At 70.7% G+C, this 21,313-nt stretch carries 21 protein-coding genes and 1 tRNA gene; 15 read left to right on the forward strand and 7 right to left on the reverse strand.

Going from position 1 to position 21,313, the window contains the following annotated elements:
* Nucleotides 1-9 precede the first annotated feature (9 nt).
* From murI to AC3CBB_RS02025, 3 genes are read left to right on the forward strand one after another with little or no spacing between them, the layout of a single operon-like run.
* A complete protein-coding gene (gene murI / locus AC3CBB_RS02015; RefSeq protein ID WP_488625788.1) occupies nt 10-876 on the forward strand; it encodes a glutamate racemase in 867 nt (288 codons plus the stop codon).
* Entirely contained in the window at nt 873-1,601 is a 729-nt protein-coding gene (gene rph, locus AC3CBB_RS02020; RefSeq protein ID WP_488625789.1) for a ribonuclease PH, read from the forward strand. The genes murI and rph overlap by 4 nt, the downstream gene beginning before the upstream one ends.
* Before the next feature lie 2 nt (nt 1,602-1,603).
* Nucleotides 1,604-2,242, forward strand: coding sequence for a non-canonical purine NTP pyrophosphatase (locus AC3CBB_RS02025; RefSeq protein ID WP_488625790.1), 639 nt, complete (start codon nt 1,604-1,606; stop codon nt 2,240-2,242).
* 691 nt (nt 2,243-2,933) lie between these two features.
* On the opposite strand, the gene AC3CBB_RS02030 is transcribed toward AC3CBB_RS02025, so the two are convergent.
* A complete protein-coding gene (locus AC3CBB_RS02030; RefSeq protein WP_488625791.1) occupies nt 2,934-3,635 on the reverse strand; it encodes a DedA family protein in 702 nt (233 codons plus the stop codon).
* 241 nt (nt 3,636-3,876) lie between these two features.
* Here AC3CBB_RS02030 and AC3CBB_RS02035 point away from each other — a divergent pair, with 241 nt between their 5' ends.
* Nucleotides 3,877-4,659: a hypothetical protein gene (locus AC3CBB_RS02035; protein WP_488625792.1), complete on the forward strand. Its 783-nt coding sequence runs from the start codon at nt 3,877-3,879 to the stop codon at nt 4,657-4,659.
* A 52-nt stretch (nt 4,660-4,711) separates the two neighbouring features.
* Here the strand turns inward: AC3CBB_RS02035 and AC3CBB_RS02040 are convergent.
* Both AC3CBB_RS02040 and AC3CBB_RS02045 read right to left on the reverse strand, forming a co-directional pair.
* A tRNA-Leu gene (locus tag AC3CBB_RS02040) sits at nt 4,712-4,796 on the reverse strand.
* Between the two features lie 33 nt (nt 4,797-4,829).
* On the reverse strand, nt 4,830-6,089 hold the full coding sequence (locus AC3CBB_RS02045; protein WP_488625793.1) for an MFS transporter: 1,260 nt from the start codon (nt 6,087-6,089) through the stop codon (nt 4,830-4,832).
* Between the two features lie 56 nt (nt 6,090-6,145).
* Here AC3CBB_RS02045 and mnmA point away from each other — a divergent pair, with 56 nt between their 5' ends.
* The 8 genes from mnmA (at nt 6,146) to AC3CBB_RS02085 (ending at nt 16,099) form a co-directional block, all read left to right on the forward strand.
* Nucleotides 6,146-7,270, forward strand: coding sequence for a tRNA 2-thiouridine(34) synthase MnmA (gene mnmA, locus AC3CBB_RS02050; protein WP_488625794.1), 1,125 nt, complete (start codon nt 6,146-6,148; stop codon nt 7,268-7,270).
* Between the two features lie 18 nt (nt 7,271-7,288).
* Entirely contained in the window at nt 7,289-9,565 is a 2,277-nt protein-coding gene (ligA, locus tag AC3CBB_RS02055) for an NAD-dependent DNA ligase LigA (protein ID WP_488625795.1), read from the forward strand.
* Nucleotides 9,566-9,731: 166 nt separating this feature from the next.
* Nucleotides 9,732-11,252, forward strand: coding sequence for an alpha/beta hydrolase (locus tag AC3CBB_RS02060; protein ID WP_488625796.1), 1,521 nt, complete (start codon nt 9,732-9,734; stop codon nt 11,250-11,252).
* Nucleotides 11,253-11,349: 97 nt separating this feature from the next.
* Complete coding sequence (gene gatC / locus AC3CBB_RS02065; protein WP_123506146.1) at nt 11,350-11,649, forward strand: Asp-tRNA(Asn)/Glu-tRNA(Gln) amidotransferase subunit GatC; 300 nt, start codon at nt 11,350-11,352, stop codon at nt 11,647-11,649.
* On the forward strand, nt 11,646-13,187 hold the full coding sequence (gene gatA / locus AC3CBB_RS02070; RefSeq protein WP_488625797.1) for an Asp-tRNA(Asn)/Glu-tRNA(Gln) amidotransferase subunit GatA: 1,542 nt from the start codon (nt 11,646-11,648) through the stop codon (nt 13,185-13,187). The genes gatC and gatA overlap by 4 nt, the downstream gene beginning before the upstream one ends.
* Nucleotides 13,187-14,689 carry an Asp-tRNA(Asn)/Glu-tRNA(Gln) amidotransferase subunit GatB gene (gene gatB, locus AC3CBB_RS02075; protein WP_488625798.1) on the forward strand — a complete coding sequence of 501 codons (1,503 nt, stop codon included), beginning with the start codon at nt 13,187-13,189 and terminating at the stop codon, nt 14,687-14,689. The genes gatA and gatB overlap by 1 nt, the downstream gene beginning before the upstream one ends.
* Before the next feature lie 13 nt (nt 14,690-14,702).
* Nucleotides 14,703-15,272, forward strand: coding sequence for a hypothetical protein (locus AC3CBB_RS02080; protein ID WP_488625799.1), 570 nt, complete (start codon nt 14,703-14,705; stop codon nt 15,270-15,272).
* Complete coding sequence (locus AC3CBB_RS02085) at nt 15,269-16,099, forward strand: DUF3097 domain-containing protein (RefSeq protein ID WP_488625800.1); 831 nt, start codon at nt 15,269-15,271, stop codon at nt 16,097-16,099. Before AC3CBB_RS02080 ends, AC3CBB_RS02085 begins: the two co-directional genes overlap by 4 nt.
* Before the next feature lie 65 nt (nt 16,100-16,164).
* Here AC3CBB_RS02085 and AC3CBB_RS02090 read toward each other — a convergent pair whose 3' ends face one another.
* Both AC3CBB_RS02090 and AC3CBB_RS02095 read right to left on the reverse strand, forming a co-directional pair.
* Nucleotides 16,165-17,262 carry an SGNH/GDSL hydrolase family protein gene (locus tag AC3CBB_RS02090; RefSeq protein WP_488625801.1) on the reverse strand — a complete coding sequence of 366 codons (1,098 nt, stop codon included), beginning with the start codon at nt 17,260-17,262 and terminating at the stop codon, nt 16,165-16,167.
* Between the two features lie 18 nt (nt 17,263-17,280).
* On the reverse strand, nt 17,281-17,454 hold the full coding sequence (locus AC3CBB_RS02095) for a hypothetical protein (protein WP_488625802.1): 174 nt from the start codon (nt 17,452-17,454) through the stop codon (nt 17,281-17,283).
* A 91-nt stretch (nt 17,455-17,545) separates the two neighbouring features.
* Here AC3CBB_RS02095 and AC3CBB_RS02100 point away from each other — a divergent pair, with 91 nt between their 5' ends.
* Both AC3CBB_RS02100 and AC3CBB_RS02105 read left to right on the forward strand, forming a co-directional pair.
* Nucleotides 17,546-18,193, forward strand: a complete 648-nt coding sequence (locus tag AC3CBB_RS02100; protein WP_123506140.1) for a spermidine/putrescine ABC transporter substrate-binding protein — start codon at nt 17,546-17,548, stop codon at nt 18,191-18,193.
* On the forward strand, nt 18,193-18,582 hold the full coding sequence (locus tag AC3CBB_RS02105) for a DUF3054 domain-containing protein (RefSeq protein ID WP_488625803.1): 390 nt from the start codon (nt 18,193-18,195) through the stop codon (nt 18,580-18,582). The genes AC3CBB_RS02100 and AC3CBB_RS02105 overlap by 1 nt, the downstream gene beginning before the upstream one ends.
* Before the next feature lie 15 nt (nt 18,583-18,597).
* Here AC3CBB_RS02105 and AC3CBB_RS02110 read toward each other — a convergent pair whose 3' ends face one another.
* Entirely contained in the window at nt 18,598-18,918 is a 321-nt protein-coding gene (locus AC3CBB_RS02110) for a DUF7882 family protein (protein WP_123506138.1), read from the reverse strand.
* Nucleotides 18,919-19,059: 141 nt separating this feature from the next.
* Here AC3CBB_RS02110 and AC3CBB_RS02115 point away from each other — a divergent pair, with 141 nt between their 5' ends.
* Nucleotides 19,060-19,626 (forward strand): hypothetical protein, encoded by a 567-nt coding sequence (locus tag AC3CBB_RS02115; RefSeq protein ID WP_488625804.1) that lies wholly within the window; start codon nt 19,060-19,062, stop codon nt 19,624-19,626.
* Here AC3CBB_RS02115 and AC3CBB_RS02120 read toward each other — a convergent pair.
* Complete coding sequence (locus AC3CBB_RS02120) at nt 19,616-21,298, reverse strand: long-chain-fatty-acid--CoA ligase (RefSeq protein ID WP_488626698.1); 1,683 nt, start codon at nt 21,296-21,298, stop codon at nt 19,616-19,618. The genes AC3CBB_RS02115 and AC3CBB_RS02120 overlap by 11 nt on opposite strands.
* Nucleotides 21,299-21,313 lie beyond the last annotated feature (15 nt).

The raw sequence follows: 21,313 nt of genomic DNA on the forward strand, positions 1-21,313 counted from the left end.
TTGACGATCGTGACGGACGCACCAATCGGAGTCTTCGACTCAGGCGTCGGCGGCCTGACGGTGTCGCGGGCTATCATCGACCAGCTTCCGCGCGAGTCGATCCTCTACGTCGGCGACACCGAGCACTCGCCCTACGGCCCCAAGCCGATCGCGGCCGTCCGCGAGTATGCGCTCGCCGTCATGGACGACCTCGTCGCGCAGGGCGTCAAGGCCCTCGTCATCGCTTGCAACACCGCCTCGTCGGCCGTGCTCCGCGACGCGCGCGAGCGCTACACCGGGGCGCACGGGATCCCCGTCGTCGAGGTCATCCAGCCCGCCGTCCGCGCCGCGATGAAGCAGACGCGCTCGAAGCGGGTCGGCGTCATCGGCACCGAGGGCACCATCAACTCGCGCGCCTACGAAGACGCCTTCGCCGCCGCCCCCGACCTCACCCTCGTCACGCAGGCCTGCCCCCGGTTCGTCGAGTTCGTCGAGGCCGGCGACACCTCCAGCCCGGAGCTGCGAGCCGTCGCCGAGGAGTACCTCGCTCCGCTCCGCGACGCCCGCGTCGACACGCTCGTGCTCGGCTGCACCCACTACCCGCTGATGTCGGCGGCCATCCAGTACGTCATGGGCCCCGGCGTCACGCTCGTCTCCAGTGCCGAAGAGACGGCGAACGACGTCTACTCGACCCTCGTCGCGCACGAGCTCGAGCGCCGCTCGGCCAGTGCGCCCACCTACGACTTCCAGGCGACCGGCCCCGATCAGCAGGGCTTCATCCGCCTGGCCAAGAGATTCCTCGGCCCCGAGGTGGCGACAGTGAGCCACCTCGAGACCGGCACGATCGACCTTCCCCCGGGCTTCCGGGTGACGAGAACCAAGGAGAGCACCCCATGACCGAACGCGCCGACGGACGACAGAACGACCAGCTCCGCGAGGTCACCATCGAGAAGGGCTGGTCGAGCCAGGCCGAGGGCAGCGCGCTCGTCAGCTTCGGCGACACCAAGGTGCTCTGCACCGCGTCATTCACGAACGGCGTGCCGCGGTGGCTGACCGGCAAGGGCAAGGGCTGGGTCACCGCCGAGTACGCGATGCTGCCCCGCGCCACGAACTCGCGCAACGACCGCGAGAGCGTCAAGGGCAAGATCGGCGGCCGCACGCACGAGATCTCGCGCCTCATCGGCCGCAGCCTCCGTGCCGTCGTCGACATGAAGGCGCTCGGCGAGAACACCATCGTGCTCGACTGCGACGTGCTGCAGGCCGACGGCGGCACGCGCACCGCGGCGATCACCGGCGCCTACGTCGCGCTCGCCGAGGCCATCGAGTGGGGCCGCGCTAGCAAGTTCATCGCGCAGAAGGCGACGCCCCTCAGCGACAGCGTCTCGGCCGTCTCGGTCGGCATCATCGACGGTGTGCCGATGCTCGACCTGGCCTACGTCGAAGACGTCCGCGCCGAGACCGACATGAACGTCGTCGTCACGGGGTCGGGCAAGTTCGTCGAGGTGCAGGGCACGGCCGAGGGCGCGCCGTTCGACCGCGACGAGCTGAACTCGCTGCTCGACCTCGCCCTCGGCGGCGCCGTCGACCTCTCCCGCATCCAGCGCGAGACCCTGGGCCTCTGACCGTGCAGCGCGTCGTCCTCGCCACCCACAACGCCCACAAGGTCGACGAGCTCCGCCGCATCCTCGGTGACGCCCTCGAGGGGATCGAGCTGGTCGCCTACGACGGGCCCGAGCCGGTCGAAGACGCCGACACGTTCGAGGGCAACGCGCTGATCAAGGCCCGTGCGGCCGCAGCGCACACGGGGCTCCCGTCGCTGGCCGACGACTCCGGAATCTCGGTCGACGCCCTCGACGGCGCCCCCGGCATCCACTCGGCCCGCTACGCAGGAACTCGCGACGACACCGACAACCTCAACCTGCTCCTCGCCAACCTGGCTGCGCTGGGGCCCGACTCGGCTCGCGGCGCGGCGTTCGTCTGCGCCGCCGCTCTCGTCGTGCCCCCGTGCGACGGAGCCGTCGGGCCCGACGGTCCGGCCGTCGCGGCCGAGTCGGCCGAGCTCGTCGAGCTCGCCGAGTGGCGTGGCACCGTGCTCGACGCCCCCGCCGGAGCCGGCGGCTTCGGGTACGACCCGATCTTCCACCCCGACGGCGCGCCCGGCTCGGCCGCCGAGCTGTCGGTCGCCGAGAAGGACGCCACGAGCCACCGGTCGCAGGCGTTCCGGGCGCTGGCGCCGCGCCTGCGCGCCGCTTTGGGCGCGTAGCGCGCCGGCGCACCGCCCCTCGTCCGCGAGATGGCCCTCGCCGTCGGGCCGCGCGGGCCGGTGCGACGTGCGCGGCCATCTCGCGGCCCCCGGCCGCCCGCTTCGCAGCCGCCCGGCCGTCTCATTCGGGCCGACGGGCCATGCGGCGTCCCGAATGCGGATGCTGGGCGTCGTGCGGCCCCTCACCCGCGAGATGGCCCTGGCCGTCGGGCCCGGCGGGTCGGTGCGACAGGCGCGGCCACCTCGTGGCCCCGGCCGCCCACTTCGCGGCCGCCCGGCCAACCGCCTCCGGGCCGCCCGGCCGTCTGCCTCAGGCCGCCGGGCCACGCGGCGTCCCATGGGCGCGCCACACGGCCCCTCACCGGCGAGATGGCCCTCGCCGTCGGGCCCGGCGGGCCGGTGCGACAGGCGCGGCCACCTCGCGGGTAACGCCGGGTCTCCCGGGCCGCCGGGCCTCGGGGCCGCCGCGCCGTGCGTCCGCGAGATGGCCGGCGCCGTCGGGCGGGGTGCGGCGGCGCGACAGGTGCGGCCATCTCGGGGTGCTTCGGCGGCGCGGGGGACTCCCGGCCGCGAGATGGCCGGCGGCGTCGGGCGGGGCGCGCGGGCGCGACAGGTACGGCTACCTCGCGGCCGGCACGGGCGGGCGCGGGCGCCCCGGGCCCTGGGCCGAGCGGGACGGCCGCCGAAGCCCCTACGGCTGGGTGCGCGCCTCGCCGTTAGCCGGCGTGGACGCCGCAGCCTCGGCCTTCTTCGCCTTGCGCGACGTGCTGAGCACCTTCACGAGCACCGGCACGACGGTCAGGACGACGGCTCCGAGCAGGATGATGTCGATGTAGTTCTCGACGAACGTGGCCACCGGCGGGATGTGCCCGATGCCGTAGCCGATCATCGTGATGCCGAAGCCCCAGGCGACGGCGCCGATGGCGTTGAACAGCGAGTACTTCTTGTAGCGCATGTGCGCCACACCCGCGGCAATGGGCAGGAACGTGCGGATCACCGGCACGAACCGGGCCAAGATGACCGCGCCCGAGCCGAACCGCTCGAAGAACTGGTTCGTCTTCTTCACGTTCTCAGACGAGAAGATGCCGCTGTCTTTGCGCTCGAAGATGCGCGGGCCCACCTTGTGCCCGATGAGGTAGCCGAGCTCACCGCCGAGGAACGCCGCGATGGCGATGAAGAACGCGATCAGCACGATCGGCATGCCGAGGCCGTAGCTGTCTTTGGCCGCGATGACGCCGGCGAGGATGAGCAGAGTGTCGCCCGGGAAGATGAAGCCGATGAGCAGGCCCGTCTCGGCGAAGATGATCGCGCAGATTCCGAGCACGGCCCACGGCCCGAAGGCGTGGATGAGGGCCTCGGGATCGAGGAAGGGAATTGCTGCGAGCGGGAGCATCGGTGTTTCTCCAGGGAAGCGACCCGGAGCCGACTGAGTGCGAGCTTCGTGATCGGTGCCAGCGTAACCGACGGACGTGAGCGGTTCTCTGGGGGTAGCCACCCAGTCTGCGGGGGCCATCCCCCCTGCGCGGGACGGAGCAGTCCCCTTCTTCGGGACCCCTCGGCACGTCGGCGCGGCCCCGTCGGCGCGGAGACGCGGCCGCGGGCGACCTAGGATCGGGGACGACGAGGGGGTCGCGATGGACGACGGACGACAGGACGAGCGCACACGACTGGTGGAGCGGGCGTTCGGGCCGGAGGCGACGCGCGAGGACCGACAGGCGCTGGCCCGGTTCGACGGCGTGGAGGCCGAGCGGTCGGCGGCGGTGGAGCGGGCAGCGGCGGCGGAGCGCGCAGCGGCGGAGCGAGCGGCAGCGGCGGAGCGGGCGGCGGCGGCATCGCCAACGGCGGAGGCCGGGCAGACGGCCGAGGCCGATCCGGTTGCAGCCGCGCCCACGGAGCAGCCGCCCGGGGCGGGGCCCGGCGCGAGGAGGCCGAAGCGCCGGAGACTGGTTCTGGTCGCCGGGGCTGCCGCGTTCCTGCTGGCGGGATTCGGGGTCGGGCTGTCACTCGGCCAGCATCGGACGGCGGCCGACGCGCAGGCCGCCAGAGTCACAGCCGCCGAGAGGAACCTGCGGGCGGTGCAGACGCAGCTGCCGAAGGCCGACTTCTCGGACTGGTACGACACCCCGCAGTCGAACCTCGACGTGCCGAAGATCGACATCCCGGGGACGCTCGTGAAGACGTCGTTCCGCAGCGTCGGCATCACCGATGACTCGGCCGGCGTGCGCTACTACCTCGCGAAGGACACGTCGAACTACGATTGCCTGGTGGTCGTCCACGGCAACTCGCTGTCGTCGGCCTGCGTCTCGGAGCAGTACTTCCCGGCGAGCGGTCTCACGGTCGACTGGACGACCGACGGCCAGCCCGGCAGCATCACGTGGCTGCCCGATGGGAGCTTCACCCCGGGTGTCGGCGGCTAGCCGCGACGAGAAGCGGACGGGAACTGCGACCTCAGTGCGAGAACTGCCTACCTGGTGCGGGAGAAGGGACTTGAACCCTCACGCTCGAAAGCACAGGAACCTAAATCCTGCGTGTCTGCCAATTCCACCACTCCCGCGGGCGTGGCAATCCTAGCCGCGACCGGCGCCGGCTAGCGCTTCAGGTGCGGCTGGTGGGGCGAGTACCGGGGCACGTACCGCAGCAGGATCGCGGCCCCAACGAAGCCGAGGACGCCCATCACGCCCGACGCGAGCGAGATCGTCGCGATCGCGGTGATGCCCGAGATGAGCAGGGGAGCGGCGGCGCTGCCGAAGTCGCCCGTGAACCGCCAGGCACCGAGGAACGGCGCGGGGTCGGACTTGTCGGCGAGATCGGCACCGAGCGTCATGAGGATGCCCGAGCCGACGCCGTTCGCCACCGACATGAACATCGCGACCCCGACGAACCAGGCGACGTTCGTCGGCAGCGCGTGGGTGAACGACAGCACGACGTACGAGATGCCGAGGCCCACCATGCAAGGCATGGCGCTCCACATGCGGCCCCAGCGGTCCATGATCTGGCCGCTCGTGTAGAAGAGGCCGAAGTCGATGGCGCCGGCGATGCCGATGATGAGCGCGGTCTCGCTCGACCCGATCCCGATCGAGACGGCCCACAGCGGCAGGATCACCTGGCGCCCGGCGCGCATGGCCCCGATCAGTGCTGCGCCGCTCCCGAGCTTCACCAGCACGCCGCGGTACTTCACCAGCGTCGCGAACAGCCCTTGGGCCTCGCGGCGCACCTCCTGCTCGCCGGGGGTCTCGGCGTGCGGGGCGCGGGGCGTCGGCCTCGCGAGCTTCGACGCGGGATCCTTGATGAACAGCAGCACGGCGGCGGCCGAGAGGCACCCGACGATGTGGATCCAGAACGCCGACTGCACCGAGCCGGTCAGGTGGATCAGGCCCGCCGACAGGAAGGGCCCGACGAAGTAGCCCAGACGGAAGACGCCGCCGAGGCTCGACAGCGCCCGGGCGCGGATCTCGGGCGGCACGAACGACGTCATGAACGCGTGCCGCGCCAGCGCGAAGACCGCGGTCGAGAGGCCGATCAGGAAGACGCCGATCGCGAGCACGACGAAGTTCGGCGACACCAGGCAGACGACCAGCCCGATCACGCTCACCAGGGCCGCGCCGAGCATGGCCCGGCGCTCGCCGACCCGCGAGACGAGCCAGCCGCTGGGGATGTCGCCGATGAGCTCGCCGACGAGGATCAGCGAGGCCACGAACGCCGACAGGGCCAGGGTCGCGCCGAGGTTGTCGCTGGCGACCGGGATGATCGGGATGATGGCGCCCTCGCCGATCGCGAAGAGCGCGGCGGGCAGGAACGCGGAGAGTGCGACGGACCGCATCGAGAAGGAGGCGGTCTGCTGAGTCATCGCTTTGGAGCCTAGACCCGACTCGAGCGCGGAATCGCGCGTTTACACTGGAGCACATGAAGGTTCTGGCAGCGATGAGCGGCGGCGTCGACTCCGCCGTGGCGGCAGCTCGGGCCGTCGATGCCGGCCACGACGTCGTCGGGGTGCACCTGGCGCTCAGCCGGATGCCGGGCACGCTCCGCACCGGCAGCCGCGGCTGCTGCACCATCGAGGACTCGATGGACGCCCAGCGCGCCGCCAACATGATCGGCATCCCGTACTACGTGTGGGACTTCTCGGAGCGCTTCAAGCTCGACGTCGTCGACGACTTCGTCGCCGAGTACTCAGCGGGCCGCACGCCGAACCCGTGCATGCGCTGCAACGAGAAGATCAAGTTCGCCGCCCTCCTCGAGAAGGCGATCGCCCTCGGCTTCGACGCGGTGGCGACCGGTCACTACGCCTCGATCGTCGCCGACGCCGACGGCAACAAGGAGCTCCACCGGGCAAGCGCCTGGGCGAAAGACCAGTCGTACGTCCTGGGCGTGCTGACCAAGGAGCAGATCGACCACTCGATGTTCCCGCTGGGCGCGACCCCGTCGAAGGCGGAGGTGCGCGCCGAGGCGGCCGCCCGCGGCTTCACGGTGGCCCAGAAGCCCGACAGCCACGACATCTGCTTCATCCCCGACGGCGACACCCGCGGCTGGCTGGCTGAGCGTGTCGGCGCCGAGCAGGGCGAGATCCTGGATCGCACGGGTGCCGTCGTCGGCACGCACGAGGGCGCTCACGCGTTCACCGTGGGCCAGCGCAAGGGCCTCAACATCGGCTTCCCGTCAGACGACGGCAAGCCCCGCTTCGTGCTCGAGGTGCGTCCGAAAGACAACGCGGTCGTCGTCGGGCCCAAGGAGGCTCTCGACATCGCCGAGATCGCCGGCGAGAAGTTCTCGTGGGCAGGCCTCGCGCCGCTCGACCCGACCGAGGTGTTCGACTGCGACGTGCAGATCCGCGCGCACGCCGATCCGGTCCCCGCGGTTGCGCGAGTGTCGGTGGATGGCGATAGAACAGAGTTGGTCATCACCCCGCACGAGCCCCTCAACGGCGTCGCGCCCGGTCAGACCGCGGTCGTGTACGCGGGCACTCGAGTGCTCGGGCAGTGCACGATCGACCGCACCATCAGCGCGGTGCCTGTTCCCATCCCCGCATAACTCTCCGAGGAGCTCCGCATGACCACCTCCGACACCACTCTCGAGGCGGCACGCGACGAGGCGCAGGCGCTGACCACCCGGATCCTCGGGCTCCGCGACCAGTACTACGAGGGCAACGCGTCGACGATCGCCGACTCCGAGTACGACGCCCTGGTGCGGCGCCTCGACGAGCTCGAACGCGAGCACCCCGAGCTGCAGTCGCCCGACAGCCCCACCCAGACGGTCGGCGGCCGTGCCGAGACGACGCAGTTCGCCCCCGTGCAGCACGCCGAGCGCATGCTGAGCCTCGACAACGTCTTCGACTTCGACGAGCTGCGCGAGTGGGCCGGCAAGGTCGAGCGTGACGCCGGTGCCGGCACGGTGCGCTTCCTCTCCGAGCTCAAGATCGACGGTCTCGCCATCAACCTCCGGTACGAGAACGGAGTGCTCATCACCGCGGCGACGCGTGGCGACGGCGTCGTAGGGGAGGACGTCACCGGCAACGTGCTCACGATGGGCACGATCCCCGAGCGCCTGAAGGGCACCGGCCACCCGCCCCTCGTCGAGGTGCGGGGCGAGATCTTCTTCCCGGTCACCGAGTTCGACGCGCTGAACGCCGCGCAGCGGGACGCCGGCGAGCGGCTCTTCGCCAACCCGCGCAACGCCGCAGCCGGCTCCCTCCGCCAGAAGGAGGAGGGCAAGAGCGTCGAGAAGAAGGCGCTGATGGTCCGGCGTCTCACGGGCCTGCGGATGCTCGTGCACGGCATCGGCGCCTGGCCGGTCCGCGAGCTCGAGGCCTCGACGGAGGTGACGAGCCAGTCCGAGATCTACGGCCTGCTCGGCTCGTGGGGCCTGCCGATCTCGACGCACTTCCGGGTGTTCGACACGATCGACCAGGTCGAGAGATTCATCACGCGCTACGGCGAGCAGCGCGCCTCGGTCGAGCACCAGATCGACGGCATCGTCATCAAGGTCGACGACCTCGGCCTGCACGAAGAGCTCGGCGCCACCAGCCGCGCCCCGCGCTGGGCGACAGCCTTCAAGTACCCGCCCGAAGAGGTCAACACGAAACTCCTCGACATCGTCGTCAGCGTCGGACGCACCGGTCGCGCGACGCCGTTCGCCGTCATGGAGAAGGTGGAGGTAGCGGGCTCCGAGGTGCGCCAGGCGACCCTGCACAACCAGCAGGTCGTCAAGGCGAAGGGCGTGCTGATCGGCGACACCGTCGTGCTCCGCAAGGCGGGCGACGTGATCCCCGAGGTGCTCGGACCGGTCGTCGAGCTCCGCGACGGCACCGAGCGCGAGTTCGTCATGCCCGAGAACTGCCCGGAGTGCGGCACGAAGCTCGCTCCGGCCAAGGAGGGAGACATCGACCTCCGCTGCCCGAACAGCAAGAGCTGCCCGGCGCAGGTCCGCGGTCGCGTCGAGCACATCGCCTCTCGGGGTTCGCTCGACATCGAGGGCCTCGGCGAGGTCGCCGCGGCCGCGCTCACGCAGCCGCTCGAGCCGAAAGAGCCGCCGGTCGTCACCGAGGCCGGTCTGTTCGACCTGACGATCGACGACATCCTGCCGATCCGCGTGATCGTGCGCGACTCCGAGACGGGCATGGAGAAGCTCGAAGACGACGGCAAGCCGAAGGTGATGTCGCCGTTCCGCATCGCCAAGCTCCAGGACGACGGATCGCCGACGCCGTCGAAGCGGGCCGAGCTGCTCCTCGAGAACCTCGAGAAGGCGAAGACGAGCCCGCTCTGGCGGTTCCTCGTCGGACTCAGCATCCGCCATGTCGGTCCGGTGGCGGCGCGAGCGCTCGCCGACTACTTCGGCTCGCTCGACGCCATCCGCGCCGCGTCGCGCGACGAGCTCGCCGCCGTCGACGGGGTCGGCGGCATCATCGCCGATGCCCTCCTCGCCTGGTTCGAGGTCGACTGGCACGTCGAGATCATCGACCGCTGGACAGCCGCCGGCGTGCAGTTCGCGACGCCCGGCCACCCGGGTCCGGGTGCCGCCGAAGCGGCCGGGGGAGTCCTCGCCGGCCTGACCGTCGTGGCCACCGGCTCGCTCGAGGGCTACAGCCGCGAGGGCGCGCAGGAGGCCATCCTCGCCGCCGGCGGCAAGGCCGGCAACAGCGTCAGCAAGAAGACCGACTACGTCGCGGCCGGACCGGGGGCCGGATCGAAGCTCACGAAGGCCGAAGCCCTCGGGGTACGGATCATCGACGCGGCAGAATTCGCACTCCTCGTCACTGTCGGGCCGAGCGCCCTCACTGCCCCCAGTGAGGGGGACGAAGCGGCCCCCATTTCGGGGGACGATTCCTGATGAATTCGGCCCATCACTGGTCAACCGGTCAGCGGGCCTCCTAGGATGTGTGCTAGCGCATCGATCTCGTCTGTAGGGGTACGGGACCCAGGTGCGCTAGTAGGGGAACCCCGACGTGCTGTTCTTTGCCGCAGCCATCCTGTATTCCTCGGTCAACGTGCTAGGCGTGACCGGGCCTGTCGCCGTGCCACCGCACGTCGACGTGGCGTCCGTGTCCGCGACCCAGCAGTCCTCCGAGTCGGTCCGGTCGCACGACGACGCGGCCTCCTCGGTCGACGTCACGACCGGCGCTGACGCCACCACCGCGGCTGACGCCACGACCCCGGCAGACGTCTCGACGCACTCCGCAGCCGTCGAGGGCCTGCCGATCTCGTCGTTCGCGACGCTCCGCTCCTGCGGAGCCGACAGTGACGGCCGTGCGCCGGCGAGCCTCCCGGCCGATCTCGACGCCCCAGCCTGCCTCTCCGCTCTGGCCGGCGCGTCGTCTCTGACCCTCGGCGAGTTCGGGGAGTCGCTCGACGTCGACTCCGGTGCCGATCTGACCCTGGCGCAGGAACTCGGCGCCGGCGCCGACGAAGCCACCGCCGTTCGCGCCTGGTGGAGCACCGTCCCCACGGCCCAGCGCACCGTCCTCCTCTCGGCCGTCCCGAGCATCATCGGCAACCTCGAGGGCGTCCCGTACTCGCAGCGCAACCTCGCCAACCGCATCACGCTGAGCCGGACCATCGACGACCTCGAGCAGAACCCGGGCGGCACCGTCGTCGGCGCCCCGACCCAGGGGCAGCGCCTCGCCATGCTGCAGCAGGTGCAGCAGTCGCTCGTACCCGGCTACGACGGCAACGACACCGCTCGCAGCCTCGTCTCGCTCGACACCGTCTACCCGGGTCGTGCCGCCGTCGCCATCGGCGATCTCGACACCGCGAAGAACGTCAGCCTGATGGTGCCGGGCATGATGTACACCGTCTCCACGCAGATGGTCTCGTTCACCAACGCCGCAGCGGCGGTCCAGAGCTCCGAGACCTTCTGGTCGAACACGCTTGCCACCACGACCTCCGCCCCCGAGTCGTCCGCCGTCGTCTCGTGGATGGGCTACCGCACCCCGGTCATGACGAACGTGCTCGGGCTGAGCCTCGCCAAGGCCGGCGCGGTGCACCTCGAGAACGCCGTCGAGGGCCTGGACGCCGTCCGCCTCGAGGACGAGCCCCGCACGACGATCATCGGCCACTCGTACGGCTCCACGACGGCCACCATCGCCCTGTCGTCGGGCACGATCCGCGTCGACGACTTCGTGGCCCTCGGATCGCCCGGCAGCGTCGTGGCCGACGCCGGCGACCTCGCCGTCACCGCGGGCCACGTGTTCGCCGGAGCCGCGGCGCTCGACCCCGTTGCCGGCAGCGGCGTCTTCGGCGCCGACCCCGGCTCGGTGGTGTTCGGCTCGAAGCTCCTCAACCTCGGCTCGGCCGTCGACCCGTACACGTCGCAGAAGCTGACCGCCGTCGTCACGCACAACGAGTACTTCACGACCGGCAGCCACGCCATGCGCAGCCTCGCGCTCATCGGCATCGGCCGAGGCGACCTCGCCGACGGCCGCGACCCCGTGCCCGACGGGCCGCAGCTCGTGAACGGTCCGTCGCTGGAGTACGTGCGGCCCCAGGACGTCAGTCGCGAGTCCGTCCACAGCGCCTAGTCGCGCCGCTTCGACCCGAGGAGCCGGGCGCCCCGAGATCCTGCGCCCACCTTGTGTCCTGCAGGTTCTCAGACGGGCGCCGAATAGACTCGTGGGCATGTCTGAAATCACGCGCGAGCAGGTGGAGCACCTCGCAGGGCTCGCCCGGATCGCCCTCACCCCCGACGAGATCGACAAGCTGACGGGCGAGCTCGGCCACATCGTCGACAGCATCGCCAAGGTGTCCGAGGTCGCGAACGCCGACGTGCCGGCCACGAGCCACCCGATCCCTCTGTCGAACGTCTTCCGCGACGACGTGGTCGGCGAGACCCTCACGCAGGAGCAGGCGCTGGCGGGCGCACCCGAGCACGACGGAACCCGCTTCAAGGTGAGCGCGATCCTGGGAGAAGAGCAGTGACCGACCTCATCCACCTGTCAGCCGCCGACCTCGCGTCGAAGCTCCAGAGCCGCGAGGTGTCGAGCGTCGAGGCGACGAAGGCGCACCTCGACCGCATCGCCGGCGTCGACGGCGACGTCCACGCGTTCCTGCACGTCAACGCCGAGGCCCTCGCCACCGCGAAGTCGATCGACGAGCGCCGGGCCGCGGGGGAGACCCTGGGCGAGCTCGCCGGCGTGCCGATCGCCGTCAAGGACGTCCTCTGCACCATCGGGATGCCGTCGACCTCGGGCTCGAAGATCCTCGAGGGCTGGATCCCGCCCTACGACGCGACCGCCGTCGCGAAGGTCCGTGCCGCCGGCCTGGTGCCGCTCGGCAAGACCAACATGGACGAGTTCGCGATGGGTTCGTCGACCGAGTTCTCGGCCTACGGCCCGACCCACAACCCGTGGAACCTCGACCGGATCCCCGGCGGCTCGGGAGGCGGCTCGGCTGCGGCCGTCGCGGCCTTCGAGGCGCCCCTCGCCCTCGGCAGCGACACCGGCGGCTCGATCCGCCAGCCCGGCGCGGTCACCGGCACGGTCGGCGTGAAGCCGACCTACGGCTCCGTCAGCCGCTACGGCGCGATCGCCCTGGCGTCGTCACTCGACCAGATCGGCCCCGTCAGCCGCACCGTGCTCGACTCGGCGCTGCTACACGACGTGATCAAGGGTCACGACCCCCGCGACTCCACGTCGCTCCGCGACGAGTGGCCGTCGTTCGCCGACGCCGCCCGTGCGGGACTCGCGCCCGGCTCGCTCCAGGGCGTCAAGGTCGGCATCGTCAGGGAGCTGAACGGCGACGGCTTCCAGGCCGGCGTGAAGGCCCGCTTCGCCGACGCCGTCGCGCTCCTCACCGCCGCTGGCGCCGAGATCGTCGAGGTCTCGGCCCCCAGCTTCGAGTACGCGATCAGCGCCTACTACCTGATCCTCCCCGCCGAGGCGTCGTCGAACCTCGCCAAGTTCGACTCCGTCCGGTTCGGGCTCCGCGTCACGCCCGAGGGCGGCGGAACCGTCGAGCAGGTCATGGCGGCCACGCGTGAGCAGGGCTTCGGCCCCGAGGTGAAGCGCCGCATCATCCTCGGCACCTACGCCCTCAGCGCCGGCTACTACGACGCGTACTACGGCTCGGCGCAGAAGGTGCGCACGCTCGTGCAGCGCGACTTCTCGCGCCTCTTCGACGAGGTCGACGTGCTCATCTCGCCGTCCGCGCCCACCACGGCGTTCCCGATCGGCGAGAAGATCGACGACCCGCTGGCGATGTATCTGAACGACCTCACGACGATCCCCGCGAACCTGGCCGGCATCCCCGGCCTGTCGCTGCCGATGGGCCTCGCCGACGAGGACGGCCTGCCGACCGGGATCCAGCTGATGGCGCCAGCCCGGGAGGACGCCCGCCTGTACACCTACGGCGCCGCGCTCGAGCAGCTCTTCGAGTCGACCTGGGGCCACACGCTCATCTCGAAGGCGCCGAGCCTCAGCGTCTCCGAACAGTCCGCCGCAACCGAAGGAGTGGTCTGATGGCCGCCCGCCCAGAACTGATGGACTACGACAAGGCGCTCGAGATGTTCGAGCCCGTCGTCGGGTTCGAGGTGCACGTCGAGCTGTCGACCGCGACGAAGATGTTCTCGGACGCCCCGAACGAGTTCGGCGGCGAGCCCAACACCAACATCACGCCGGTCGACCTGGGGCTGCCCGGGTCGCTCCCGGTCGTCAACGGCCAGGCCGTGAAGTACGCGATCAGCCTGGGCCTCGCGCTCGGCTGCTCGATCGCGCCCACCTCGCGCTTCGCCCGGAAGAACTACTTCTACCCCGACCTGGCGAAGAACTACCAGATCAGCCAGTCCGACGAGCCGATCGCCTTTGAGGGCTCGGTCGAGGTGGAGATGCCCGACGGCACGCTGTTCACGGTGCCCGTCGAGCGCGCCCACATGGAGGAGGACGCCGGCAAGCTCACGCACGTCGGCGGCTCCACCGGCCGCATCCAGGGCGCCGAGTACTCCCTGGTCGACTACAACCGCGCCGGCGTCCCGCTCGTCGAGATCGTCACGCACCCGATCATCGGCGCCGAGGCCCTCGCGCCCGAGCTGGGTGCCGCGTACGTCGAGACCATCCGCGACATCGTCCGCGGCCTCGGCATCTCGGAGGCGCGCATGGAGCGCGGCAACCTCCGCTGCGACGCCAACATCTCGCTGCGCCCCCGCGGCCAGGAGAAGCTCGGCACCCGCACCGAGACGAAGAACGTCAACTCGTTCCGCGCCGTCGAGCGCGCCATCCGCTACGAGATCCAGCGCCAGGCCGCCATCCTCGCCAGGGGCGGCACGATCACGCAGGAGACCCGCCACTGGCACGAAGACACCGGCCGCACCTCCGCCGGCCGCCCGAAGAGCGACGCCGACGACTACAGGTACTTCCCCGAGCCCGACCTCCTGCCGGTCGAGCCCTCGCTGGAGCTGATCCAGGAACTCCGTGCGGCTCTTCCCGAATCGCCGGCCGTCATGCGCCGCCGCCTCAAGGCCGAGTGGGGCTTCACCGACCTCGAGTTCCAAGACGTCAAGAACGCGGGCCTGCTCACCGAGATCGTCGAGACGGTCGCCGCCGGCTCGACGCCGGCCAGCGCGCGCAAGTGGTGGACGGGCGAGATCGCCCGTCTCGCGAACGCCGCCGAGGTGGACGCATCGTCGCTGGTGGAGCCGTGGCAGGTGGCCGAGCTGATCGCCCTGATCGACTCCGGAGAGCTGACCGACCGCCTGGCCCGCCAGGTGCTCGAGGGCGTCATCGCCGGCGAGGGCACTCCCGCCGAGGTCGTCGAGAAGCGCGGCCTCAAGGTCGTGTCGGACGTCGGCGCGCTCATCGCCGCCATCGACGAGGCCCTGGCGTCGCAGCCCGACGTGCTCGAGAAGATCCGCGACGGCAAGGTCCAGGCCGCCGGTGCGGTCATCGGAGCGGTCATGAAGGCCATGAAGGGCCAGGCCGACGCTGCTCGCGTGCGCGAGCTCGTCCTCGAGAGAGCGCAGGCCTGATCTGGCTTCCGACGTGAGCTCCGGCACAGCGCGGGGAGCGGCATGGTGGCTCGCGCCCCTGCGGCCCGCGGCGATCGGCATGGCAGCCGTCGTCGTGGCGCTCCTCGTCGCCTCCCGGCAGCTGCCCGCGCACACGATCCTGATCTGGTCGTCGGCCGGGAAGAAAGGCCTCGCTGCCTCCCGGAGCGACCTCGAGATCGTGGTCGTGATCACCGGCCTGATCGTGATCGGCATCTGGGTGGTGGCCTCGGCCGCGCTCGCCTTCATGCCGGCACGCCACATCCTGGTTCCCCATGCCGTCTACTGGAAGGGCGGCGGACGCGACCGCATCCGCGAGATGCGCCACCGGTTCGCGATCTACGTGTCGCGCGCCATCGGCATCACCTTCTGGTTCCTGGCGGCGGAGGTCGTGGCCGCACTGGTGTCGCAGAAGAACGGCCTGCTGGAGTCGCCGTGGCTGCCGGTGATCATCTCGATCCTCTACATCATCGCGCTCCTCGTGTTCGCGGTCTGGGCGTTCGCCGACGGCTTCCAACCTCCGTCGCGAGCCGCGCAGGAGCAGGCCCGGAGGCGCACGGCATGACCGACTTCGACCGCTACGGCGACGACGTCCTGGCGGGAGGCGCCTGGAAGAAGTCGAAGCGACCGGAGCCCCGCGTCGTCGACGCCGTCCGCGACCTCGTGGTGGAGGAGACGGTCTCGGGCTTCACCGGTGCCGTCGTGCGCGTCGAGGCGCAGACGGTCGAGCTCGTCGACTGGAAGGATCGGGTGCGGGCCTTCCCGTTGACCGCGTCGTTCGCCATGGACGGCGAGCCGGTGCGCCTGCGCTACCCGCAGGCGGCCCCGCAGGGGCGCATGAGGTCGGCCTCCGGGTCGTTCGCCGTGCAGGACGCCAAGGCCCGTACAGCGCTCCCCAGTCGCATCTTCGTCGAGGGGCGACACGACGCCGAGCTGGTGGAGAAGGTCTGGGGCCACGACCTCCGGGTCGAGGGTGTCGCGGTCGAATACCTGGAGGGCGTCGACAACCTCGCCGACGTGCTGAAGGAGTTCCGGCCCGGTCCCGGCCGTCGTGTCGGCGTGCTCGTCGACCACCTGGTGAAGGGCTCGAAGGAGAGCCGCATCGCCGCGGCCGTGTCGGATGCCAACGTGCTCGTGGTCGGGCACCCCTATGTCGACGTGTGGCAGTCGGTGAAGCCCGCCCGCGTCGGATTGGCGGAATGGCCGGTGATCCCGCGCTCGATCGAGTGGAAGCACGGCATCTGCCAGGCCCTCGGCTGGCCGCACGAGGAGCAGGCCGACATCGCCCGCGCGTGGCAGAGGATCCTCGGGCAGGTGCGCACCTTCGCCGACCTCGAGCCTGCCTTCCTCGGCCGCGTCGAGGAGCTCATCGACTTCGTGACGGCGCCCTAGCCCCCCTGCAGGGCAGGCCCCCTGTCGGCCAGCCCCCGTCGGCCAGCCGCGTCGGCTCGGTCCCGTCAGCTCTGGTCGCGCCGCGATCGGCGGATGCTGCGCGCCACGAGGAGCACGATCGCCGCGAACACGACGACGATGCCGGCGAGCACGAGCCACACCAGCGGGAATCCGCCCGCATCGGCCGTTGCCGGTGACGCGGGCGGCGTCGTGGCGGCCGCGCGGATCGCGTCGGCCGTCTGCGTCGCCAGGTACCGGGTGCCGCGCTCGTTCGGGTGCAGGGCTCCGTCGGCCAGAGTGATCGACGAGAACGTCGAGTCGGCTGACAGCGTGATGCCCTCGAGGTACGAGTCGGAGGTGGCGCAGGCGGAGTGCGCGTAGCTGCCGGCGAGAGTCGACACGTAGGTGAACCCGGCGCGCTGCGTGGCGGAGCGCAGAGCGCCGTCGAGGTGCGACTGCATGCCGCCGAGGAACGCGACGTCGGTCGTCGTGAAGGGGAACCCGTCGCCGACGAAGCCCGATCCGTCGGCCACCGACCGGAAGCACCCGCCAGCCGGGACGCTCGCGGCGTTCGGGAACAGCGCCGGGTAACCCACGACGAACACGCGCGCGTTGGGCGCCGCACGAGCGATGTCGCGGAAAGCGGCACGCACCTTGGGCACGACCGTGTCGTCGATCGACCGGTTCAGCGTGTTCACCCCGTCTCTCTCGAGCGTCGCCTTGCAGCTGTCATCGCCGGTGGAGAACACGGGGCCGTTCGCGGACACGGCGATGCATCGGGCGACGGTTCCGATCAGGTCGGCGTCGTTGCCGCCGATGGTGATGGTGACGAGCCTGGTGGAGTCGCTGAGGGCGGCGACCTGGGGCTGCGCGCCGAGCTGCCGCCGGCTGACCACGTCGGAGGTGGTGGCGCCGGCGCACGTGACGTCGGTGAGGGGGAGGGCCAGTTCTCGCGCCAGGAGATGCGGGTAGTCGAGACGCGACTGGCCGCATCCGGACACGGGCTCGCCGGTGGCCTCAGGGAGGCCGTAGCCCGACGCGTACGAGTCGCCCAGGGCGACGTAGGGGCCGGTGGCGGTGGAGGCGCTGGCTGACGTCGGAGCCGCGACGACGGAGATCATCACGAGGGCCGCGACGAACGCCGCCCATCGTCTCGCCACCATCAGCCCATTCTAGGTCGGCTAGCGGAGGGGGAGGTGCCCGCCCAGCTCGCTGTCGACCTCGGCCTCGGCCGGGTTGTGGAAGGGCGTCGTGTCTTCGGCGTCGACCGTGTCGACCTCGTCGGGGCTGTCGCCGTGCTCGGCGGCGGGGTCGGGCTCGGGGCGCTCGGCGTCGTGGCCGTGGATGTCGCTCATGGGGGGCTCCTTCGATGGTGTCCCGCACGCTACGCTCCGTTCGCGGCGCGCGCCCCCACGGATTCCCGGGCGCGTCGGCCTACCATGAGGCATGGCCGATTCGATCGAGGGGCGCGTCCGCAGCGGAGTCGACGCGTTTCTCCGCTGGCTTCCGCGCTGGCAGGTCGGCACCTCCCGGGCGCGCACCCGCGTCTGCCGACAGTGCTTCGGCTCGCCGATCGCGACGGCCGCCGGCTTCGACCACGACGTGCCCCACGCCGTGCAGCACGCACTGCTGAGTCGCATGCAGGCGATCATCGACGAGGCGGTCGACGACTACACCGCCAGGAACCTGCCGATGGTCGCGCGCGAGCTCGCCAAGGCGGCCGAGCCCGAGACCGGCGGCTACAAGCCCGACGAGGGTCTCGCCCTCGAATTCCAGGGCCTCGAGATCGATCCGGAGCCCGAGCCCGGCCAGCCCTTCCTCTTCACGCTCGCGGAGCTCGCCGAGAGAGACCGGCCCGTCGCTCCGCCCGCCGCCGAACCCCCCGCCCCCTACTCCGAAGAAGCGAAGAAGGCCTTGCGCACCGAACTCGAACTCGCCGACGACCACGCCCGTCAGGTCGGCACCTCCGTCTGCCTCGCCCTCGTCGAGCACCGCCGCCGGATCTCCGACGCCGTCGACCGCCTCGTCGAACCGCAGATCGACGAGCTCCTCGCCGAGCTCGCGCAGGCCCTCGAGAACCCGCGGTCGCGCTGATGATCCCGAAGTCGGTCTACCCCCGCGCGCCGTGGTGGTCGTTCGTGTTCGACCTCGCGCTCGTGCTCGCCTTCGTGCTCATCGGCCGCCGCAGCCACGACGAGTCGAACGCGCTCGTCGGCATCGCGACGACCGCGTGGCCGTTCGTCACCGGCCTCGTGATCGGCTGGCTCTTCGTGATCGGCTTCCGCTGGCCGTTCGTCACCGTCTACTCGGGCGCGATCATCTGGATCGCCACGGTCGTCGGCGGAATGCTGCTCCGCAACGTCAGCGACCAGGGCGTCGCGACGAGCTTCGTGATCGTCGCCCTCATCGTCAACGCCGTCTTCCTGATCGGCTGGCGCGCCCTGGCGATCGTGCTGAAGAAGAGGTCGGCCGCCCGCGCCTGATCGCGGGGCCGCGCGTTACGGCTTGGCGCTGTTGTCGAGCGACGGCTCGTCCGAGAGCACGAGGCCCGACGAGCTGTTGGCGCTCGCGGTCAGCTCGGCGAGCCAGCTGCGGCTGATCGACGGCACCCGGCCGCCGTTGTACTTGAAGTAGAGCGGGATGCCGGGGTCCATCCAGAGGCTGGAGCGGCCGTCGCCGACCTTCTGCGGGTCGCGCCACGAGAAGAAGAACGATTCGCGACGGCGGAGCTTCGTGGCGATGACGATCTGGAGGTGCTCAAGAGTGCGATCCTCGAACTCGATCTCGATCGAGGTGGAACCGTAGATGAGGGATCCCAATGTCTCTCCTTGCTGAACTGGGCGCTCCAGGGTCTCGGGAGTGCAAGCAGTAGAGCGTACCTTGCCAGACACGTCGTGCGTGCGTTAGGTGTGCCTATCCTGCTCGGGCGCAGCGCAGGGCCGTCGGCTACCGTGACCCGCATGACCGACTCGACGATCATCGCGAACCCCGACAGCCCCGACGTCGCCGTGCTCCTGCCCGGCACCGGCTACACCGCCCAGGCGCCTCTTCTCTACTGGTGCGGCCGGCTCCTTGCCGAGCGCGGGTGGCAGGTGCGGGCCGTGTCGTGGATCGTCCCGGACGACGTCGACCCCGTCTCGTTCGTCGAGCGGGCGACCGAGCAGGCCTTCGTCGGCGCGACCGCTCGGCGCCTCGTCGTCGCGAAGTCGTTCGGCTCGTTCGCGCTGCCGTGGGCCGTGCGCGAGAAGGTCCCCGGCATCTGGCTCACCCCGGTGATGACGGCCGAAGCCGTGACGGCGGCGATGCAGGAACTCGACACCACGGGCCTCGCCATCGGCGGCGATGCCGACGCGATGTGGCTGCCGGCCGAAGCCAGCGACGCTGCGGCCGACCTGATCACCATCAAGGGTGCCGACCACGCGCTCACGCACGTCGACGGCTGGCGGTCGTCTCTCGACGCCCAGCGCCGAGTCTACGACGCGGTGTCGCGCCACCTCGACGACATCGAGGCGGCTGCTACTTCTTGAGCAGCTGCTCCTTCACGTGGCGGCGGATTACCTTTCCGATGAGCGACTTCGGCAGGTCTTTCACGATGACGATGCGGCGCGGCACCTTGTAGGCGGCGAGGTTCTCGCGGGCGAACTCACGCAGGCCGGCCTCGTCGAGCGTGACGCCGGGCTCGACGACGATGGCAGCGGTGACCTGCTCGTTCTCGCTGCTGCCGAGACCGACGACGGCGACGTCGGCCACACCGGGGAACTGCCGCAGAGTGTCTTCGACCTCGGAGGGCGAGACGTTGAAGCCGCCGGTGATGATGAGGTCCTTGATCCGGTCGACGATGGCGACGAATCCGTCGTCGTCGATCGTGATGATGTCGCCGGTGCGGAACCAGCCGTCGACGAAGACCTCGTCGGTCTCCTCGGGGCGGCGGTAGTAGCCGCTGAATACCTGCGGCCCACGGACGATCAGCTCGCCGCGCTCGCCCTTGGGCACGTCGTGCGTCGGGTTCTCGGGGTCGACGGCGCGGATCTCGGTGCTCGGAAGCGGAAGACCCACGGTGCCTGCGCGGCGGGCGTCCGACACCGGGTTGGCCATCAGCACCGGCGACGTCTCGCTGAGGCCGTAGCCCTCGATCAGCCACCCCCCGGAACGCTCCTCCCACGGCTCGACCACGGAGGCCGAGAGGGGCATGGCACCCGAGATCGCGATCTCGATGCCCTCGAGCGACGCGCCCGCGTCGTCGGCGGCGCGCTGCAGCCGCTGGTAGATCGGCGGCACGGCCGGAAGGAACGTCGGCGGGTGCTTCTTCATCGCGGCCAGCACGAGCGCGGGCTCGAAGGCGGGGAAGAGCACGAGGCGCGCCCCCATGCGCATGGCGAACGTGAGGCAGAGCGTGAGTCCGTAGGCGTGGAACATCGGCAGAACGGCGTAGACGACGCTCTCGCCCTCCTTGACCTGCGGGATCCATGCCTGGCACTGGGCCGCGTTGGCGAGCAGGTTGAAGTGCGACAGCATGGCGCCCTTGGGGCTGCCGGTCGTGCCGGACGTGTACTGGATGAGAGCGAGGTCGTCTGTGGCCGGACGAGGGTGGTCGGCCGAGATCCTCGGCGACGACATGAGCTTCTCGAAGGTCGTCGTGCCGGTGACCGTCGTGGTGAGGCGGGCGCGCGACTCGCGCGCGCGCTTCACCGGAAGGCGCAGGGCCAGCTGGGTCTTGAGCGGCATCGCCTTGGTCACGTCGACGGAGACGATCGCCTGGATCGGCACCTCGGCCGGGAACTTCTGAATGGTGGCCACCACCTTGTCCCACGCGATGGCGAACTGGGCGCCGTGGTCGACGAACTGGTGCTCGAGCTCGCGGGGCGTGTAGAGCGGGTTGTGCTCGACGACGATGGCGCCGAGGCGCAGGATTGCGTAGAACGCCACGATGTGCTGCGGGCAGTTCGGCAGGATCAGAGCGACCGTGTCGCCCTTCTTCACGCCCAGCTTCCGCAGGCCCTCGGCGGCCCGCTGGATCTGCTCGACCAGGCTGCTGTAGTTGGTCTCGGCGCCGAAGTACTCGAGCGCCGTGGCCGACGGGTACTTCGCGGCCGTGTCGCGCACGAGGTCGATAAGGGACCCCGTCGGCGGTTCGATGTCGTGCGGAATGCCGGGGGCGTAGCTGTCAAGCCAGGGACGCGCGCTGTCGATGCTCACCAGGCCACTCTAGAAGGT

The organism is Frondihabitans sp. OV104 (assembly GCF_057787745.1).